The organism is Bradyrhizobium sp. T-12, from assembly GCF_058314695.1.
The window spans coordinates 140,264-158,776 of sequence record NZ_JBZFQJ010000002.1; the positions used below are offsets into that span (position 1 = coordinate 140,264).

Genomic DNA, 18,513 nt, shown 5'->3' on the forward strand with positions numbered 1-18,513 from the left:
GTGAGAACAACCGCCGCCAGACATTCATTTTACATAAATTCAACTGCTATCTCACGACCACTGCTGTGCCTTTGTTAGCTGGTTGCGGCGATCGGGTCACGACGCTCTCCTGGGGAAGTCTTATGTTGTGAAGCCTCTAGCTTGACGGATCCAATCGGCTGAACCGTAAAATCCGCAGCGAGATCCTGATACGAAAGAACAGGAAGGTCGATCCCGTTGCGGGTGAGAAAACCCCGGACGAAACGCCGGATATCCATCGAACCCAGAATGACGGGTTGGCTCTGACCGCGTGCGATGCTCGAATGGATCTTGCGAAACTGCGAAAGCAGCATCTCGCTATCGCAATCGTCCAAAACGAGATAAGGACCCACGGCGGTGTCGCGCACCGCACCGCGCACGATATCCTCGGTGTGGCGCTCTACGATAAAGGCTGCCACGACACGGTGGGCGTTGGCATAGCGATGACAGATCTGCCGTTTCAGACCGGAGCGAACATATTCGGTAAGCAACACAACATTTTGTTCGCGCTCACTCCATTCTGCCAACACCTCCAGGACCAAGCGAGTGTTGCGAATTGGGATGCCCTCGTCCAGTAAGCGGCGCAGGACATCGGCGATCCGGGGAACCGGCATCGTGCGCAGCACCTCCTTCACCAGATCGGCATATTCCTGCTCCATTCGGCCCAGCAATTGTCGGGTCTCCTGAATGCCCACCAGGCGCTGTGCATAGCGCATCAATGTCGACTGGACGCGCAAGGCGACGACTTCGCTCGGACGGTGATACCCTATCCCGGCTGCTTTGAGAGCCGGCGCATGAAGTTGTTCGATCCAAATCCGATTTGTCTCTACGTCTTGCCGAAAGGGGATACCGCTCAATTCAATATTCGCTACGTCGTCGTTGAGCATGAGTTGCGTCGGATCCACAAAATCTCGCCCAACGGGCACTCCCTCAACGTCTACCCTGAATTGCGATTCAGGTAAAAGCTGGTCTATCTTGGTTGGTATGCGCGGAATTGTGATACCAAGATCAGATGAGACCAGTGTCGATATTCGCACGATTGCCTGCTCGAGTTCCTCTTTGTCGATTGCACCTGCAAGGTTTGGTGCGAGGAACAGCGCGATTGGAAGGGCCTCTGCAGGCAAGGTCTGTTTCTGACCCTGCGATGGAGCTTGAGGCGTACCGGCGCTACTGACCTCCGTCTTGGCGGCGTTCTTGGCGCGCTGCACGCCAACATTGACAAAGCTCGCCGCGCCGAAGAGTACGGCCAGCATGATGAACGGAGGCAAAGGGAAACCCGGTACGAGCCCCATCACAATCAGGACGCCGGCGGCCAACCGCAGCGCTTGCGTGCTGGCCGTCAGTTGGCTGACAATATCGCCACCCAGATTGAGCTGCAAAGGACCATTGACACGAGTGACAATGGTTGCAGCCGTAATTGACAGCAGCAGAGCCGGGATCTGCGAAATTAGCGCATCACCTATGGTGAGGATCGTATATTGATGCAGCGTCTCCTCCAGGGGCATGCCCTTGGAGAGCAAGCCGATTGTGATGCCGCCCAGCATGTTAATGCAGATAACTATGAGCCCGGCGATGGCGTCGCCCTTCACAAATTTCATAGCGCCATCCATAGCGCCGTGAAGTTGGCTCTCTTGCTCCAGCGCCGCTCGCCGACGGCGAGATTCGTTCTGATCGATGTGCCCGTTGCGCAGTTCCGCGTCGATTGCCATCTGCTTGCCCGGAAGCGCGTCGAGCGTGAAACGCGCCGACACTTCTGCGACCCGTTCTGCGCCTTTGGCGAGAACCATGAATTGCACCATGGTCACAATGAGGAATATGACGATGCCAACAGCGATATTGCCGGATATAACGAAATCGCCGAATGTATGTATGATGCTGCCGGCATCCCCCTCCGCAAGAATCAACCGCGTCGTCGCGACGGTAAGCGCTAGGCGAAAGACGGTCGAGATCAGGATGACGCCTGGCAAGGACGAAAAGTCAAGCGGCGTCTTGAGATACAGGGCCACCATCAGCAGCAGTATGGCAAAGCCGAGGTTGAAGCCGATCAGCATGTCGATCAATACGATCGGGATCGGCATGATCATCATTCCGATCGCCAGAAGAAGCATCAACGCGACCATCAAATCTGGGTTAGCTGGTGCGCGCACGATGAGACTATGCAGGGTATTGGCCATGAGAAGCCTGTTATTGTTTGATTGGAGCAGCGCTCCGCAATGAAACATAGCTCTTGAAGAGTGCGCGTGCCTCGGCCATGCGGCCGGCCTGACGAAGCGCATGACTGCGCAAGACCATCAAAGGCAGGCGCGAAGACGGGTCGTCGTCAAGCTTGTCTAACCTGTCCAGTGCCGCCAATGCGTCGTCACCGTGGCCCTCCGAGATCAGAGCGTAGACCAGAATGCGGAGCAGCTCGACGTCGTAAGAATGTTCGTGAGCTACGATTTGCAACAGAGCCAGGCTCTGTGCGCTCTGACCGCAGGCAAGATGGACATACGAAAGCGCGCAGAGCAAATCACGCTCCCTTCTTGTGATGTGCAAAACCTCACCGGCACGTGATAAGTGTGGCGGCGGAGCAGGTGTGAGGTGTTGCTCTCCGTCAGGCGCGGCCATTGCTAGCCTTTGATTAAACCGTTGTCATTCTGCCGGAGCAGAATTAACCGTCGCAGCTCCAACTGCACAATCGCGAGGTCTTCACGAGACACCGAACTCTCTGGCGCGGCCGAGAGCGTATCGGCCAAACGCTCGAGAAGAATGCCCTGCTTCTCTGGGCGCAAAACATGCGAATGAAATAGGCGCGGCGTGACAAAGGAGAGCAGGTTGTCCGCGAGACTGGGACCATTAAGCCAAGCAAGTTCTGAGCCTGGCTTGATCTCACCAATCTCGCCGCGCGCCTCGTTGACATTGACGCGCGAAACGGGATCAATAGAGGTAAGGTCCAGTGCGGTTACGATCGCGGAGACAACAGGCAGATCTTGCGGGGGATCATCCTGGAAAATCGCGAAGCTCTTGCCACCATTTGCATGAGTTCTCTCGATTGCGGATTCCGTGGCTCTAGCAGTCGCCGGCGTAATAGCAGGTGGGTTGTCGTCGACCTTGAGCTCCTCAAAAGAGGCGCCGGGCTCAAGCGAATGCTCAGACAGCCTAGTCATGAGTCTTTCCTCCTTATTCGCGGGCTGAAACTCTAATAGGGGAGGGCAACAAGCCGGCCGTTCCTGCTCAGCAGCAGACGTCGTTCCTCAATCCCATTGACGGTCCATCCGTTATTCAACAGCGCGCCCACGAAATACTTTTGACCAGCGATGACCAGATATGGCTCACTTCCTCGCCAAACGGCTTCGACGGAAATCGAGGACGGCGTCTTCTCCTCCCTGATGGCGACTGCATTGACGAGAACATATGCGTCCTTTCGATCGCGATCGAACCATTCTTGAACTTCCCGCCACTTTGGGAGAGAAGCGCGCGTTACGGTACCGTCAGCAGCGACAACACCCGGCTCAGATCGGACTTTGATATCAAAAAGGCCCGCTCGATCAACTTCCTCTTGCAGCCGTGTGGCAGCTGCTTCGGCGGTCGGAGCATCAGGAGCGTTGGGCGCCAGCTTAGGTGCAACGTCGACGTTACGGTGCAAGTCGGCGTTCACGTCAACAGCGCTGTCCGTCTCGACGAAACTCGTTGAGACGGCGCCGACCGCGACGGAACTGATCAGGACAGAGGCGAGTACCGCGGTCGATCCGAGCCAGCGGCTGATGGAGCCAGCTTGTTTGGAATCCTCTATGGAACAACGGATGGACATCTCGCCCGCATGGATGACGGCGGGAAGAGAAACAGCAACGCGCTCGTTCGGGAGAAGTGCCCGTTGTCCCTCTATCCTTACTTGCGGCGCAAGAGGCTCGATTTCAATCGAATTGTGATGGGGGGTGATACGAAAGTGATGACGTTCGAGCCCTTGTTCGATGAAAACCAAGTCAGCATCCAGGTCGCTACCAATCAGGCTCGATCCAAAGCCCAATTTGCCGGTCAGCCCGGAGTAAAGCCCCGACAGCACCTCGAAATGCAGGGAGTGTGGTTCATTCACGGTCGACGGTCTCCTGAACAGCGAGAGAGCCGTACGGCTCGTTGCGAGCTTTGCAGCTTACGCAGGCGAAGAAAGGTGGAACGACGACGTCGTCCCACCTCCTCCGTTACTGCACCCGCTCGTCGGCGACCTTCTTGATCGTCGTGAGCTCTGTTGAAACGATGCGAAGTTGCACATCCCTCTCAGTCGCTTTGGTGGTTTCAGCAGTCAGAGCGGCGATTTGGGCGTGCCAAGCGGCGTCTCCGGTGACTTCAGCAGCTGCAGCACCAACTGCGGCCGTAGCGGTGCCAGCGGCCCCCCCTGCGACCGAGGCAGTAGTCGCACCAATTTTAGAAGGCATATTGTTCTCCTGTGTGTTCGGGTGTCGCCGCTCCTGGCGGCTCCTATTTCCCGACGCCGCAACATCCGGCGTCAGGAATCCTCCTCGCTAATGGCCTCATGGAAACGAGCCATTGCATTACTTGCCATTTGGACAGCCGCGGCTCCGAGAGCGGCGTTGAATGCTTGGCGCAACGCGGCCTCTTGCGAGCTACTGTCCGGAGTTGACGTGCCATTTCCAGCGCTGCTTGTACCAGGCGATTGACCATGATTGTCATTGTCGTCGGGTGTGCGGGAGCCGTTCTTGTCACCACGAGCAGCATGGAAGTCAGGAGCAACGCGCGCAGTGGCGCTTGAACTCGGAATGCGCATTAAAGGCGTCTCCTATGTCAAGGTGGTCATGCCGTCGTGGCTTTCCTCACTGTGCGAGCATTAGCTTTCGACAAGCTGACGGATCTCAGAAATTCAACCGGTTTTGGCGGATTAACGAATTCGACGTGATTGGTGCATCGGCCACGTGTGGAGATCAGACAGTTGGCACCAAGAAAGACGATCATGTTATGAAGCCGGTTGATCGGGCGGTCTCGTTGATCATCAGGCTTTGAGGCCGAGATGCTATAACGTCCCGCTCGCCGTCGCCGGCGGCATCTCCATCAGGTAAGGCATTAAGACATTTCTCCCTGCCAAGCGCAGGCGGCGATGTGCCTAGATCGGATCAAACACGACCTGGAATGTTAAGCGTGCTGAAGCGATTAGAGCGTCAAGGCAAATCCGCCAAGTCTGCTAAGCCCTCAGCGTCATCGAGCACTTTCCCGCTGAGCGGGCAAAGGGCAAGCCTCGAGCGGTCGCCCTTGGTCTCATTCGTTCTGCCCTATTGCGCATCTCAGTGCGGCGTGTGCCTTCTCGTCGACATCATCTCGTTCTGTCCCGGTGTTAAGAAAGTCGACAAGTTCAGCGTCGGCTGTTGGAACCGGACGGCCGCCTATCGAACTGTTGCGACGACGTGCCGCATTTGGGGCTGCTCTCGAAGCACCGGTCGAGTCCAGCCAAACATAAAGCGGGCCATGGTGAAAACCGGCGAAGCAAAGTCGTCGGATGTGGGTAAGGAGCTCGAACATGCTGGCAAAGCTTGCGAGCCCCTACCGGTTTGGAGTGGAGACCCAACCGCACGAGGGCTGCGCAAGCTCGTCTAGCCACGCAGTTGTGAGCCGAGAGCCCCAAGTCACTCTGACTAGCTGTAAACGCCTGCAGCTTGCATGTCCGCGGACTCAATCCGCTCCTTTAGGGAGTTCAAATAGTCCTCCGCGTAAGATTGTGCCATCGAGACCGGAAGGTTGACGCCGGCCGTCGCGGCTTCTTGAATTGCCTGCTTCGTCAAGCCTTCGCGCATGGCTAGTTTGACCTCCGGGCCGCCGATACAACCCACCGCCTGTGCCGCAAGATTGAGTCCCGCTTCTTCCAGCGCCTGCTTTATGTTGCCGCCTGTGATGGCTGTGTGCAGAAGATTTGCTGCTTGCGCCTCGCTCTCGAGTATCATTGACGCGAGATCGGTCAATTCCCCCAAACCTGGAATGAAGCCGAGTACACCAACTGCCGTCGCAGCCCAGTCAAGCACGTTGGAGCCCACCTTGAGCACTTCATCAAAGGCGTGCATGAAGGCACCTCCGTTTTTCTTGGGTGACTTGACGTCCGGCTGGTCCGCCACGCCCGTCATCATGTCCTTGACGGCCGCCTGGTCGGCAGCCGGCTGAACAGCGTGCTGCTTCAATTGGTGAGCGGTGCGGTTCGCGCCGGACATGTTGCTGAAGAAATGGGTGAAATCGTTACTGCTGATGTTGCCGGAATCGACCGTATGGCCGCCGCCGAAGTCGAAGAACTTGTGGTGGGTCTTGTAGCCTGTGATCGAGTTGTTCAGCAATCCGAACAAGAGAGGATCCGACAACAGCTGGGAGGCCGCCTTTCGCACGTCCGGGGCGAGACTCTTGTCATCGACCATACTAGTGAGCGTCTCCCGGGTCAGGTCACCCTTCCCGAAAAAAGCCGCTTGGTTCTTATTGATCGTACCTAGCGTATCCAACTCGGCATGCGTGAGGTTCATCGATGACGAAGCCATCTGCAAGAAGTCCTCTTTGTGGACCTTATCTACCGAGCCGCCATACAACTGTTTCCATTCCTCTGGATGATTGAGGAAGTATCTCGCGGCTGCGAGAACCTGAGGTGGGCATTTACCCGTTTTAGCCTCGCCATCAACGATCTGCCTGAAATCCGCGAGGCTCAGGTTCTTGGGCAAATTATCAGAATAGCGATAGAGCTCACGCAGTGCGTCGGTCTGGGTCATAACGCAGGGCTGGCCGTTTCCGGTGCCGTCCGACGGAACGTAGTTATGCTCGTAGCGCCGCGCCTGCTGCTCCTGGAATGCAGCCACTTGTGAGTGATGATCGGAGAAGCCGGAGAGATCTCCTGCCTTGATTGTCCCCCCGCAGCGGCCATCGCCTTGTGAGCCTATCGCATAGAAGAGCTCCGGATCCTGCTGCAATGCTTCGATCGCCGTCTTCAGATCCGGCGGTGTGGAGGGGTCCGTCGCCAAATCTACGAGCGACTTCCAATCTAGGGGGCATTTATCTTTATGACGGTTCAGCACCGACACAATCTGCAACTCGGTGTCAGTCAGAGTGCCACTGTTCCATGTAATCCGTGAGCTGGGTACTGGCGCCGCTGCAATCGCAGTGGAGGCCGCAGCAGAGGTTGACTGCGGGGGCTGGCTATACGCTTCTGCGTCCAATGCAGCCCTAACGTCGGGTGGCACGATATTCCCCGTCAGCTGTATGAGCTCCTCCGTCAGGTTCTTAGTCGACTCCGAGGCCGAATCCTGTGGTGCGGAATGATCGCCGGTCGTGTCATTTAAGGCGTAGCTCGCAAGCACCGCCTCGAAACTTGACAGCTCTTGCGCCGGAGTGAGCCCGGGGGCAAGCCCGGACAAAGCCACGTTCGAGTTGGCGGCGAGGGATAGGTTGTTGACTGACATTATACATCCTGTGCTGTGAGATTGCGCCACCGTCCTGTCACACCGTGCAGCCCGAGTTCGCGACGAACACCAAGTGTTGATGGGCAGATCCAACAACTCCTGGCGGCTGCTCCCGGCGGCTGAGTGAGCGTCCAGTGCTCAGGTCCCGATCAACAGGCTCATTGCCTGCTAGATATTCACCCCCTTTTATAGTAGCGGGAGTTAGCTTTCGAGAAGCTGACGGCGCTCAGCGGAATGCGCGAACGGACATGAATGCGGTGTTGCGCAATACCCGCATCCCCCCAAAAGTGTCTGCCACTCCGTCGCGTCCTCACGCGGCAGATGGCAAAAATGGGAACTCGGGCCTGCAATCCGCGGAAGATCGGCGCGGGTTCGTGCAACAAAATTAAATGATACTGCCGCGTCGTCTGGCGATGGCGAGTGGGCGCGCTTACGGCCCGTTACGAGAGGGTTAGCGTCTGCTCCGTCAGCGCCATGAAGCATTATGGGATCAGTCACCGTTTGCCGGCAAATGTACTCAAACGGTTGAGATCGTCGATCGTTGAGTGGAGCTAAAGCCGTAGCCAGCGCAAGAATGATGCTGCCCACCTTTCCAGTTGAAGGCATCACCGTCTAGGTCTCGGGCTCTCATGCCGACAGCATCAGCTTTCAACATGCTCACAAAGAAAGCCGCGACCGCATTGAGCGCCGTTGTAAGCGACTTTTGCTGTCCAATTCATCTCTGGCTTGGGCCGGGCGCGTGAGCCACGTTATCTTGATGCGTCGCCTCGGGCAAAACAGGTCCCTCCGGTCGTCCATCACGAATAACCGTACTTGAGGAGCCCCGAAACAACATCAAGACCGACGCGGGCGCCGGCTTTGCGGTTGTCGTAAGAGTTCGTCGCGCCTGGGCCTCCGCCACTAGGCCGTTGAGCATTTGGTCGACGAGCGCGATGAAGCGAGGCGGACCAGAAGCGAAGACCAGTCCATCTTCCGGTGCGGCTCTCACGACGTAGCGTTCATCGGAAATTTTGAGTGCATCGAGTGCCGCCTTGAATGCATCGAAAGTGACCGGGTTTAAGACAAGCAGGCGACTTTCCGCCTCGTGCGCGTCGGATACGTACAGCACCAGCCCGTCATAGTACCACTGAAGATTATAAAGAGTGGTCACGCGTTCGAGGAAATCTCGCGGCGCGAGATCCGGCATGCGCCCGCGAATCCGCCCCTTTACATGGGTGCTGACATTGATTCGAATATTCAAATTGTTGCCGAACTCCTGCAGTGCGGCCGCGAGATCCTGATCCAGAACTGTGTAAGTATAAGGCGTGGATGGCAGCTCTAGAGTGGCGCCGAGCGCCCTAACCGCGCTCAAGGAGATGAAAACACCAACAATTAGAATGTTCTTCAACGTGTGCAGCCTCGTGGTGTGGTTGAGTATTCCAGGCGGTCATGCGCTGGTACTCTTCCAAAGTTGGAAGACGAACTTCGTCGCAAATTGGAAGCCAATCGTGATTTTTGGATGACGTAGCTCTTGATCCACGTCAGGTTTTGGTCAGCTCGGCTCGCTAGGGTGCCGAGCCGTTCCCGGCAACGACAGCTAATAGACGCGAGAGCAATGATTCCTTCCGTGATGTTTGGCGCGATGCCGATCTCTGCCAACCTCGGCGAGTGTCTCACCGAGGGGTGTTCATCGGCGCCGGGCAACTTTCATGAGCATCTTGCAAAGGCGGCATCGAAACAAGGCGCCGCCTCTTTGGTGGCCGACAGCGCGTTGGCGCCACCTGTACCGGAGGTTCAGCGTGCAGTCGCGCAGACAGGTCCACTGGGCGATCGCATTCTGCAGAATCTTTTTGGAGCGCACTTAGGCAAACCATATCCTTCGACCGGACTCCCTTCGATCGGCGAGCCGGGCCCTTCGAAGAGCGTCCAGCTTGGGCCCGCCGCGCGGCCTATCTCGCGCTTGGACGGAGTCGATGTCCATGTTATCGGAAAACCAGAAGGTGCCGACAATTTCGAGTCGACGTTGCAGAATCTGCGGGATGTTTACAACGGCGTCATTCAGGTTTCGCTCATCTCCAAGAGTGCTGGCGCCGTCGGTTCATCTCTGAATAAGCTGCTATCAGCGGGCTGAGCGGCGGTTGATGGTTCTTTTCGCGCAAAGAAAGATCGGTCGCGGCGCGACTTCTGGAAGGCAGGTGCATGCCGTTCTCCTATTGCCGCTTGTGCTGTTGCTAGCCGGCTGCAAGGCCGATCTCTATACGAAAGTTCAGGAGCGTGAAGCCAACGAGATGCTTGCCCTTCTCCTTAGTAAGGGTGTCGATGCAGTCCGTGTTGTCGCTAAGGACGGTAGCAGCACGATTCAGGTCGAAGAAAAGCAATTGGCCGTTTCGATAGAACTGCTGAATGGCCAGGGCTTGCCGCGCCAGGTGTTTAAGAATCTTGGGGAGGTGTTCAAGGGATCCGGCCTGGTTGCGTCCCCAGTTGAGGAGCGCGCTCGTTACGTTTATGCCCTAAGCGAAGAATTGTCGCGCACAATCAATGATATCGATGGGGTTCTCTCCGCCCGGGTTCATGTTGTCTTGCCGAAGAACGACCTTTTGCGACAGGATGCGACCCCGTCCTCGGCGTCGGTCTTCATTCGACATGGTTCCAATGCGAACCTCTCAGCCTTGTTGCCCCAAATCAAGATGCTCGTCGCCAATGGCATTGAAGGACTATCATACGACAAGGTGGCCGTCGTTTTCGTGCCGGTTGAGCGAGCGCAGCATGAGATGTTCTCTGCACCAGCAGCTGCTTCGATCCACCCGACCAAGTTCACGTCAGCCACCTTTCTTGCGATCGTGGTCGGGGGTGTCGGCGCCGCGGTCGGCATTCTATCTTACGTGCTGCTGAGCACACGTGTGCGCCAGCTAGGTCAATTCTGGCGGAAAGTGCCGAATATTGACACAGCGGCGAGTATGCCCGCCGTCCTAGCCGCTGGCAAAAAGCGGAACTCCGATGCGAGATAGGCCGAATGCAATGTCCGCAACGATGACATCCAACGAACCAAATCATTTGCTCAACCAACATTCCGGTCGGCCGCGGGAGCTTGCTGCGATAATCCATCCAAGCCGTTTTGCTGAACGTCTTGATGCGTCGCTGGCGGCGTCTACAGTGCTGCAACTGCAGAAAACTCCCAGACTACAGGAAAGACTAGTCGAACTGCTCCTAGGCAGTGAACTGGTCTTGAAGGGAAGTAGCTGGGGAAGGGGCGCTTTGCTTGGGCATGATCCGCATCGTGCGGCATTGCTCGCTGGCGGCATTTGGCATGCCCGTTCGGTACTGAAGCTGGTGTCAAAGCATGATCTTGCTCCACTGATCGGAAATATTGGTGCGGAAGCACATGCTTTCGCTATCCGACATGTATCCAGCGCCGTCGAAACCCAATTGATTGTCGATCCGGAGCAACTTTCGCAGCGGATTGCACATGACGGATATGCCTGCCTTGGCGCTTTCCTCAAGCGAGCCTCAGAACTCGACCGTACGCGCGTGCTTCTCTGCTTGCCTGTCGGGACTGCCGCGGAGAGTCCAGCCGCCGAACATCACAAAGCCGCGGGCCAATTGATGTCTTTGGTGATGACCCATTTGGCCGCAGAGACACGGCCGGCATGACCGCGGGTGAGCCAGCATTGCCAGAACGCCCGCAGATACGTCCGGTGGGTCCAGTCATACCAGCCTCGGAACTTGGGATCTGGTGCGATGTGGTACAGACGCGCGCGCTAGCTCAGCGGTATCTACAGCAGGTTCGCAACTGGGCAAGGAACGCTTATCATCGCGAGCAGGCGCGCGGGCACTCCGAAGGCCTGAAGACAGGCTCGGACGAAATGGCGCGGCTGGTTGCTCGAGCTGCTTCTGAGCTGGCGCGGCGAAAAGCCGTGCTGGAACAGGAGCTGCCACAACTTGTCATTGAGGTCCTGAACGACTTGGTGGGCTCGTTCGATCCGGGCGAGATGTTAGTGAGGTCGGTTCGTCACGCTATCGAGCAAAGATATGGCGGTGCGGAATTGCGCCTTCATGTGTCTCCTGTGAACGTCGATGCCATGACATGCGAGTTCGCGTCATTCCATGGAACGCATGGGCGTCCGAAGGTCAGAATTGATCCGGACCCGGCTCTAACGCCGGACCAATGCGTTTTGTGGAGTGAGTTTGGTAATGTCGATCTAGGACTTGCCGCGCAGCTCCGCACACTGCGCCTCGCCCTTGCTCCGCCTGTTCAGGAGGACGAACAATGACTTCCCAAAGGCCAAGCTATGGCAATGCGGCTGCTGAAGGCGCGGTGCACGCAGCATTATCATCTCTGAAATCTACGGCAAAGCATGTCGATACGCGTGCTGTGCGCGGACGAGTCACCCGAGCCGTCGGCACCTTGGTCCATGCCGTGCTGCCCGGGGCCCACGTTGGGGAGCTGTGCCTATTGCAGGATCACAGTACGGGATGGTCACTTGATGCGGAGGTGGTCGGTCTGCTGCCGGATGGAGTATTGCTCACGCCAATCGGCGACATGGTAGGCATGTCTAGCCGTGCGGAAGTGGTTCCGACCGGGCGAATGCAGGAAGTTGCGGTCGGTGCCGATTTGCTGGGCCGCGTCATCGATAGCTTCGGCCGTCCGCTCGACGGGAAGGGGCCAATAAAGACGACCCACACTCGTCCCCTACGCGGCAGGGCACCCAACCCAATGAGGCGGCGGGGGATCGAGCAGCCTTTTCCGCTCGGCGTCCGCGTGCTCGACGGACTTCTGACGTGTGGCGAAGGCCAACGGATCGGAATCTATGGAGACGCTGGTTGCGGCAAGTCGACGCTGATGTCGCAGATTGTTAAAGGCGCGGACGCTGAGGTCACCGTCGTTGCGCTTATAGGAGAGCGCGGACGTGAGGTGCGTGAATTCATCGAGCGCCATATTGGCAATGCCATCGATCGGACGATCGCTGTCGTTGAGACCTCCGACCGGTCGGCAATGGAGCGCGCGCAATGTGCTCATACGGCGACGGCACTCGCCGAGTACTTTCGTGATCAGGGACAGCGGGTCGTTCTCATGATGGATTCGTTGACGCGCTTCAGCCGCGCGATGCGTGAAATCGGCCTAGCCGCGGGAGAACCTCCGACGCGGCGAGGCTTTCCTCCCTCCGTCTTTGCGCTGCTGCCGGCTCTGTTGGAACGTGCCGGTATGGGCGAGCAGGGCTCGATCACGGCCTTCTATACCGTACTTGTCGAAGGTGACGGGACAGGCGATCCAATCGCCGAAGAGTCGCGCGGTATTCTCGATGGTCATATCATTCTCTCACGCGCGCTCGCATCGCGAGAGCATTTTCCGGCCATCGACGTGTTGTCGAGCCGAAGTCGCGTGATGGATGCGGTCGTCTCTGTGTCACATCGAAAGGCCGCCTCTTTCTTTCGAGATCTTCTTTCGCGCTATGATGAGGCCGAATTTTTGATCAAGGTCGGTGAGTACAAGCCAGGGGGCGATCCGCTGACCGACCGAGCAATCGCGTCGATCGAGGACTTGCGGAATTTCTTGCGCCAGGGGCAGGATGAACCGTCCAGCTTTGAGGAGGCCATCACGTGGATGTCGCGTCTTACCGACTGAATCCCAGCCAAGCGTCGAAATTGCGGCTGGTGAAGGACATGAGGGAGCGAAGTGCGCTTCGTCAATTATCCAATACGCAAGCCGAACGCCAAATTGCGGTTAAAGCGATGGAGAAAGCTTCCAAGAATGCCGCCAGCGCCGAGAAACGCCGCGCAAGCCTCGAAGCTGAACTTTATTTAGAACTCGCATCGTCTAACAGGATGTGCGTCACCGAACTCGACCGTAGGCTTCATCTCGTCATTGGACGCCTCACAGCTGAGATCGCAACTGCACGCCAGGTGCTTGAGCAAGCGCGCATCGCTCAACAGCAGGCCCAGGCGGCGGTTGTTGAGGCGCGGGTCGTGTGGGCCAAGCGTTCGGCGGCGAGCCAGAAATGGCAGCAGATTGAGTGCGATGTGCAGCGCTCGACCAACGCTTGCTCGGAGTGTGCAGCTCAAATCGAAACGGACGATGAGGTCTTGCTCCGGTATCAGAGTGGCTCGCGAAGCCAGGCAATTGGCGTTTTGATTTAATGGCTGCTTCTCTTATGTCGGCGCGAACTGCCGACCCCGTGAACATGAGCGCGGAAAATGCGGTCGGTGAACCGGCACGATTCGTGCCGCGGCTAAGATTGTCGCATAGCGCGGTCTCGTGCCTCAATTTGATGGCCCCCCGGCGAACGGTTCTGAAGAGCCGCCTTGGCGATACGCCGGTCTCGATATGTATTAACCGGCTTGTGTGGCAGGCGCAGCAATCGACCGCGCCGATGCTTGATTGTGTATTTCGCGTCGGAGCCGAAATGGCCGTCTTGTCGGTGCCGCGCCAGTTGGCGGAGGCATTGATTTCGACAGTGCAGCATGGCCTTACGTTACCTTCGGACCCAGCCCGCTCTTTCGTCCTCGAACTTGCGCTTGAACCATGGTTCACTCGAGTAGAGCATCTGCTAGCGCAGGATTTGCAAATTATCCGCATCGACGAAGCAACGATGGAAGGTCCTTATCTGGAACTCGACATCGTCTACGGGGCGCTCGTGGGCAAGGCGCGGCTGTTCCTATTCTCGTCTCTTGAGGGTCCGGTTCCGGCTGCCTTCTGTAAGTTAGGCGAGATGCTTGGCCAATTGCCCCGAGAAATGCGCAAGCTTTCCCCGGAGTTGCCCATCATGGTTGCCAGCGAGATTAGCTCGCTGCGCGTGTCCGTCGGGCTTCTTCGCCAAGCACAAACTGGCGATGCGCTGTTGCCGGACGTCATTCCCTTTGCGAGCGGTCAGGTCATCCTGACTGCGGACAAATTGTGGGCGCCGGCGGAGATTGCTGGCGACAGACTAATCTTGCGGGGACCCTTCCGCCTGCAACCCCACCCTCTCAAGAGTGCATATATGACAACACGACCCCAAACCCAGCCATCGACCCTGCCCTCGGAAACCGACATCGACAGCATTGAGATTACGCTCGTGTTCGAATGCGGCCGTTGGCCTATCCCGCTGGGTACGTTGAGGAGCGTCAACGAAGGGCATGTCTTTGAACTTGGCCGTCCCGTTGACCGTCCGGTTGACATTGTTGCCAATGGTCGATTGATCGGCCACGGCGACATCGTGCGTGTCGGGGAGGAACTGGCCATCAGGCTACGTGGTGGGTTGGCGGTCAATGACTGACATTCAGCCAGGCATTCCTGCACTTCTTGCAGCGACGGTCGGTCTCGGTCTGCTGGCGTTCGCAGTTGTCACGACGACGGCATTCATAAAAGTTTCCGTCGTTCTCTTCCTCGTGCGCAACGCGCTCGGAACCCAATCCATACCCCCGAACATCGTTCTGTATGGCGCTGCATTGATCCTTACGGTCTTCATTGGTGCTCCAGTGCTGGAGCAGATCTACAACCACGTTACCGCCCCGCAACTTCACTACCAAACGCTCGATGACTGGGCGACAGCCGCTAAGGAGGGAAGCGAGCCGCTGCGCGCTCACCTGAAAAAGTTCAGCAGTGAGGAGCAGCGCACGTTCTTCCTGTCATCCACAGAACATGTTTGGTCAGAGGAGATGCGGGCAAACGCTACAGCGGATGATTTTGCGATTCTTGTACCGTCCTTTCTGATCTCGGAATTAAAGCGTGCCTTTGAAATCGGCTTCCTTCTCTATCTTCCATTCATCACGATTGATCTGATTGTAACGACGATTCTGATGGCCATGGGCATGTCAATGGTATCGCCCACAATGATATCTGTTCCTTTTAAGCTCTTTCTGTTCGTCACGATCGACGGATGGTCGCGGCTCATGCACGGGTTGGTGTTAAGTTACGCCACGGCCGGAGGTTAATATGGACGAGACCAGCATCCTCACGCATTTGACCCGATCGCTCGTCCTCTTCATGATGTGGGTTCTGCCACCGCTCCTAGCAGCTCTCGTGGCCGGCTTGGGTGTTGGCATAATACAGGCGGCAACGCAGCTCCAGGATCAAACCTTGCCCCTAACCGTGAGGCTCCTCGTCGTCGTCGCCGTGCTCGTTCTGTTTTCTCGGGTGCTGAGTGCGCCGCTTATCGAACAGGCCAAACATATCTTCACGGAGTTCCCCTCTCTCACATCGAGGTATTAGTGAGGAACCGAAGGCCGAGTTTGTGAGGACAAAACCGCCCATCGACATCACCGGTGAATTACCAAAGTGGCTGGCCAGTTTGTCGAGCGAGCATGAGAGTATGGGGATCGACGGCCTACCCTGCGGGCTCGCAGTGCGGCTGGTGCTCTCGTTGAGCGCTATTAGAACGAACACCGCCGACTATTTGCGGCCTTGGCGTCAAACATTAAGGCACGGCGAGCGGAACCGGTTAGATTAGCTGAGGCGAACAACGAGCGCCGCGAATGCATGCTTTGTCACCCACCGAGGCGCAAGCTCTAATTCAGAGTGCTGTCGAGTTCGTCGTTGCAGCGGGCCTTAGCGCTGCGCGGGCCTTAGGCATTATGTTGGTGCTTCCCGTATTCACGCGGCCGCAGATTAGCGGGATGATCCGCACAAGCTTGACGATCGTGATTGGACTGCCATGCCTTGCGCATGTCAAGGCCGGTCTGCAGACTCTAGATCCGGCCACCCGTCTGGCCGCGGTCGCGTTCCTCGGTCTCAAAGAGATATTCGTCGGCCTGCTGTTCGGGATGTTCCTAAGTATACCGCTATGGAGCATCCAGGCAGTTGGCGACATCATTGACACGCAACGGAGCGTTTCAAGCCAGTTGGACGATCCTGCGACGCGCAGCCAGGCCTCCGCCACGGGTCTCTTTCTCGGAACTGCTGGGGTTACTATTTTCGTTGCGTCTGGAGGTCTACAGACGATGGTTCGGTGCCTGTATGGCAGCTATCTGATCTGGCCCGTGTACCGGCTACTACCTCCTCTGACAATGCAAGGGGCAATGGAAGTTGTAGCGCTTCTCGATCATATCATGCACACGGCCCTGCTATTTTCCGGACCCGTGCTGGCTCTGCTGCTCCTGATTGAGATATCCCTCATGTTGCTAGGGCGGTTTGCGCCGCAAATTAAGCTGAACGACCTCTCCCCCACCATCAAGAACGCCGCCTTTGGCATCATCATGGTGAGTTACACCGTCTTCCTCATGGAATACATGGGAACGGAGATTATCCAGTCCTACGGAGTGCTGGAGTGGCTCGGGAAGTTCCTAAAATGAGCGACTCGAGCGAAGAGAAGAAGCGTCCGCCAACTCCCAAGAAGCTACGGCAGGCGCGTAAGAAGGGACAGATCCCGCGCAGCGCCGATTTTGTGAGCGCGCTTAGCATTTGCGCCGCATTCGGCTGTCTATGTTTCCGAGCGGGCGCGATCGAGGGCGTATGGCGTGAGGGGGTGCGGCTCGTCGACAAGCTGCAGGGGCAGCCCTTCAACAGTGCGGTCCAGCAGGCACTGGTCGGATTGATCGAACTTTCGTTGACGAGCGTTGCCCCAATCATTGGAGCGGCCGTGGCTGCAGGCATTCTAGCCAGTGTCTTGGCTGCTGGTGGGCTGACGTTCTCCGTGGAGCCGCTGAAACCAAGCCTTAAGAAATTGGATCCAATCAAAGGGCTCAAACGGATTGTCTCTCAGAAGTCGCTTGTCGAGCTTGGTAAGTCGTTGATCAAAGTGTTCCTTCTCGGCGTAACGCTGTTTTTCACCTCACTCGCAAGTTGGAAGGCGCTGGTGTACCTGCCTGTCTGCGGTTTGGGTTGTTTCAGCTTTGTATTCAAAGAGGTCAAATTCTTAATTGAAATTGCTGCTGGGGCGTTTCTGATCGGCGGCTTGACCGACCTGCTAATTCAGCGCTGGCTATTCTTGCGTGACATGCGCATGACGGAGAGTGAAGCGAAGCGCGAGTCTAAGGAGCAGGAAGGCAACCCACATGTAAAGGGCGAACACCGCCGGCTTCGTCGGGAATCGGCGAGTGAGCCGCCGCTCGGAGTCAATCGGGCCACATTGATACTGACGGGCCCCGCGATGTTAGTTGGACTGCGCTACGTTCGTGGACAGACCGGAGTGCCGGTTTTGGTATGCCGCGGTGAGGACGAACTTGCTTCACAGTTGTTTGATCAGGCGAGGGCGCTGCATCTGAGCATTATTCAGGAACCTGCTTTGGCGCGTCAGCTGATCCGAAAGGGAATAATGGGCAAGGCCGTTCCGAAGGACTGTTTCGAGGGGGTTGCAAAGGCAGTCTTTGCCGCTGGCCTGGTCTAGCTTGGCGCGGCAATGCGATGCATTCGGGCGTGTTAGTCAAAGACGTCCAGTCGCTACTTGATCTGTAAGTCACGTCGTCTGGAAAGGCGGAAGCAGATCGTGGCGTCTGCGGAAGTTGGCCGCCAGAGTATCGCCAATGCTCTTGCCGCTCAGCCATTGAGAGTGCTCATTGGGCTTCTGACGCAATGCGATTATGAGTGTCACTTTCCAAGTGGCTCTTGTTGCCTGCGGCGAGACCTCCCCGTGCGGTAAGCGGAAGCACCGCACGGTCACCACTGGTTGGCAAGATAGCTCTGTTCTCGAGCAAGTCGCCGGGATCGTTGACCGTGACCGCGAGGTTATTGCGGATCGAACAGCCGAGCGTTGGATTGAAAGAATTGTCGTCTACTGAAGGGCCGATGATTGAAAGGGATGGACAGAGCGGAGGACGTGCTTCGTAAATGATCGCCTCGATTTGGACACCGAAATGGCTGGGCAGATCTACGGGGGAAGCGGACCGGCGAATATTATAGGCGGGAACGCCCATCTCGCGGGCCTCATGAGCCACCTGCGTAATGAGCCGGGGCGAACCACTGACGTCCAGATGGAGTGCATCCCGCCGACCGCGGCTGGCGTTCGCAATGAAATTACGCAGACCATACCTCTCGGCGCGACGAAGGCTCTGTAGTCGCAAGATACTGGTCTTCTGCTCCACTTGAATCGCTTGATCAGTCGGCTCAGAATAGATCGCAGCATTATGTGTGCATCCGCCTACGGTTGCCGCTACGGCAATCAAGTGGCCCAGGTTTCGCAAGGTCATT

19 protein-coding genes are annotated in these 18,513 nt (G+C 57.2%); 11 read left to right on the forward strand and 8 right to left on the reverse strand.

What is annotated here, in order from left to right:
* Positions 1–74: 74 nt before the first annotated feature.
* The 7 genes from sctV to AC0WRY_RS34960 form a co-directional block, all read right to left on the reverse strand.
* A complete protein-coding gene (gene sctV, locus AC0WRY_RS34930) occupies positions 75–2,192 on the reverse strand; it encodes a type III secretion system export apparatus subunit SctV (protein ID WP_128929726.1) in 2,118 nt (705 codons plus the stop codon).
* A 10-nt stretch (positions 2,193–2,202) separates the two neighbouring features.
* Positions 2,203–2,625 carry a histidine kinase gene (locus tag AC0WRY_RS34935; protein ID WP_128929725.1) on the reverse strand — a complete coding sequence of 141 codons (423 nt, stop codon included), beginning with the start codon at positions 2,623–2,625 and terminating at the stop codon, positions 2,203–2,205.
* A 2-nt stretch (positions 2,626–2,627) separates the two neighbouring features.
* Positions 2,628–3,164, reverse strand: coding sequence for a hypothetical protein (locus AC0WRY_RS34940; RefSeq protein WP_128929724.1), 537 nt, complete (start codon positions 3,162–3,164; stop codon positions 2,628–2,630).
* Between the two features lie 32 nt (positions 3,165–3,196).
* On the reverse strand, positions 3,197–4,090 hold the full coding sequence (locus AC0WRY_RS34945; protein ID WP_128955094.1) for a SctD/MshK family protein: 894 nt from the start codon (positions 4,088–4,090) through the stop codon (positions 3,197–3,199).
* A 106-nt stretch (positions 4,091–4,196) separates the two neighbouring features.
* The gene (locus tag AC0WRY_RS34950) at positions 4,197–4,430 is read right to left on the reverse strand and encodes a hypothetical protein (RefSeq protein ID WP_128929722.1); all 234 of its coding nucleotides are present in this window, start codon (positions 4,428–4,430) and stop codon (positions 4,197–4,199) included.
* A 1,209-nt stretch (positions 4,431–5,639) separates the two neighbouring features.
* Positions 5,640–7,433 (reverse strand): HrpF/NolX family T3SS translocon protein, encoded by a 1,794-nt coding sequence (locus AC0WRY_RS34955; protein ID WP_128929721.1) that lies wholly within the window; start codon positions 7,431–7,433, stop codon positions 5,640–5,642.
* A gap of 715 nt (positions 7,434–8,148) precedes the next feature.
* Entirely contained in the window at positions 8,149–8,820 is a 672-nt protein-coding gene (locus tag AC0WRY_RS34960; protein ID WP_128929720.1) for a nodulation protein NolW, read from the reverse strand.
* A 207-nt stretch (positions 8,821–9,027) separates the two neighbouring features.
* Between AC0WRY_RS34960 and AC0WRY_RS34965 the strand changes: the two genes are divergently transcribed.
* The 11 genes from AC0WRY_RS34965 (at position 9,028) to AC0WRY_RS35015 (ending at position 17,713) form a co-directional block, all read left to right on the forward strand.
* Entirely contained in the window at positions 9,028–9,543 is a 516-nt protein-coding gene (locus AC0WRY_RS34965) for a nodulation protein NolB (protein WP_232995593.1), read from the forward strand.
* A 10-nt stretch (positions 9,544–9,553) separates the two neighbouring features.
* Positions 9,554–10,420 (forward strand): type III secretion system inner membrane ring lipoprotein SctJ, encoded by an 867-nt coding sequence (gene sctJ, locus AC0WRY_RS34970; protein ID WP_128929719.1) that lies wholly within the window; start codon positions 9,554–9,556, stop codon positions 10,418–10,420.
* A 10-nt stretch (positions 10,421–10,430) separates the two neighbouring features.
* The gene (locus AC0WRY_RS34975) at positions 10,431–11,063 is read left to right on the forward strand and encodes a nodulation protein NolU (RefSeq protein WP_232995592.1); all 633 of its coding nucleotides are present in this window, start codon (positions 10,431–10,433) and stop codon (positions 11,061–11,063) included.
* The gene (sctL, locus tag AC0WRY_RS34980) at positions 11,060–11,683 is read left to right on the forward strand and encodes a type III secretion system stator protein SctL (protein ID WP_128929718.1); all 624 of its coding nucleotides are present in this window, start codon (positions 11,060–11,062) and stop codon (positions 11,681–11,683) included. The genes AC0WRY_RS34975 and sctL overlap by 4 nt, the downstream gene beginning before the upstream one ends.
* Positions 11,680–13,035 (forward strand): type III secretion system ATPase SctN, encoded by a 1,356-nt coding sequence (gene sctN / locus AC0WRY_RS34985; RefSeq protein WP_128929717.1) that lies wholly within the window; start codon positions 11,680–11,682, stop codon positions 13,033–13,035. The genes sctL and sctN overlap by 4 nt, the downstream gene beginning before the upstream one ends.
* Complete coding sequence (locus tag AC0WRY_RS34990) at positions 13,011–13,547, forward strand: hypothetical protein (protein ID WP_128955093.1); 537 nt, start codon at positions 13,011–13,013, stop codon at positions 13,545–13,547. Before sctN ends, AC0WRY_RS34990 begins: the two co-directional genes overlap by 25 nt.
* Before the next feature lie 44 nt (positions 13,548–13,591).
* Positions 13,592–14,665 carry a type III secretion system cytoplasmic ring protein SctQ gene (sctQ, locus tag AC0WRY_RS34995; protein WP_128929715.1) on the forward strand — a complete coding sequence of 358 codons (1,074 nt, stop codon included), beginning with the start codon at positions 13,592–13,594 and terminating at the stop codon, positions 14,663–14,665.
* Entirely contained in the window at positions 14,658–15,323 is a 666-nt protein-coding gene (gene sctR / locus AC0WRY_RS35000; RefSeq protein ID WP_128929714.1) for a type III secretion system export apparatus subunit SctR, read from the forward strand. The genes sctQ and sctR overlap by 8 nt, the downstream gene beginning before the upstream one ends.
* A gap of 1 nt (position 15,324) precedes the next feature.
* Positions 15,325–15,600, forward strand: coding sequence for an EscS/YscS/HrcS family type III secretion system export apparatus protein (locus AC0WRY_RS35005; protein ID WP_128929713.1), 276 nt, complete (start codon positions 15,325–15,327; stop codon positions 15,598–15,600).
* 263 nt (positions 15,601–15,863) lie between these two features.
* Positions 15,864–16,679 (forward strand): type III secretion system export apparatus subunit SctT, encoded by an 816-nt coding sequence (gene sctT / locus AC0WRY_RS35010; protein WP_128929712.1) that lies wholly within the window; start codon positions 15,864–15,866, stop codon positions 16,677–16,679.
* Positions 16,676–17,713: an EscU/YscU/HrcU family type III secretion system export apparatus switch protein gene (locus tag AC0WRY_RS35015; RefSeq protein ID WP_128929711.1), complete on the forward strand. Its 1,038-nt coding sequence runs from the start codon at positions 16,676–16,678 to the stop codon at positions 17,711–17,713. The genes sctT and AC0WRY_RS35015 overlap by 4 nt, the downstream gene beginning before the upstream one ends.
* Positions 17,714–17,879: 166 nt before the next feature.
* On the opposite strand, the gene AC0WRY_RS35020 is transcribed toward AC0WRY_RS35015, so the two are convergent.
* Complete coding sequence (locus AC0WRY_RS35020) at positions 17,880–18,512, reverse strand: CpaD family pilus assembly lipoprotein (protein WP_128929710.1); 633 nt, start codon at positions 18,510–18,512, stop codon at positions 17,880–17,882.
* Position 18,513 lies beyond the last annotated feature (1 nt).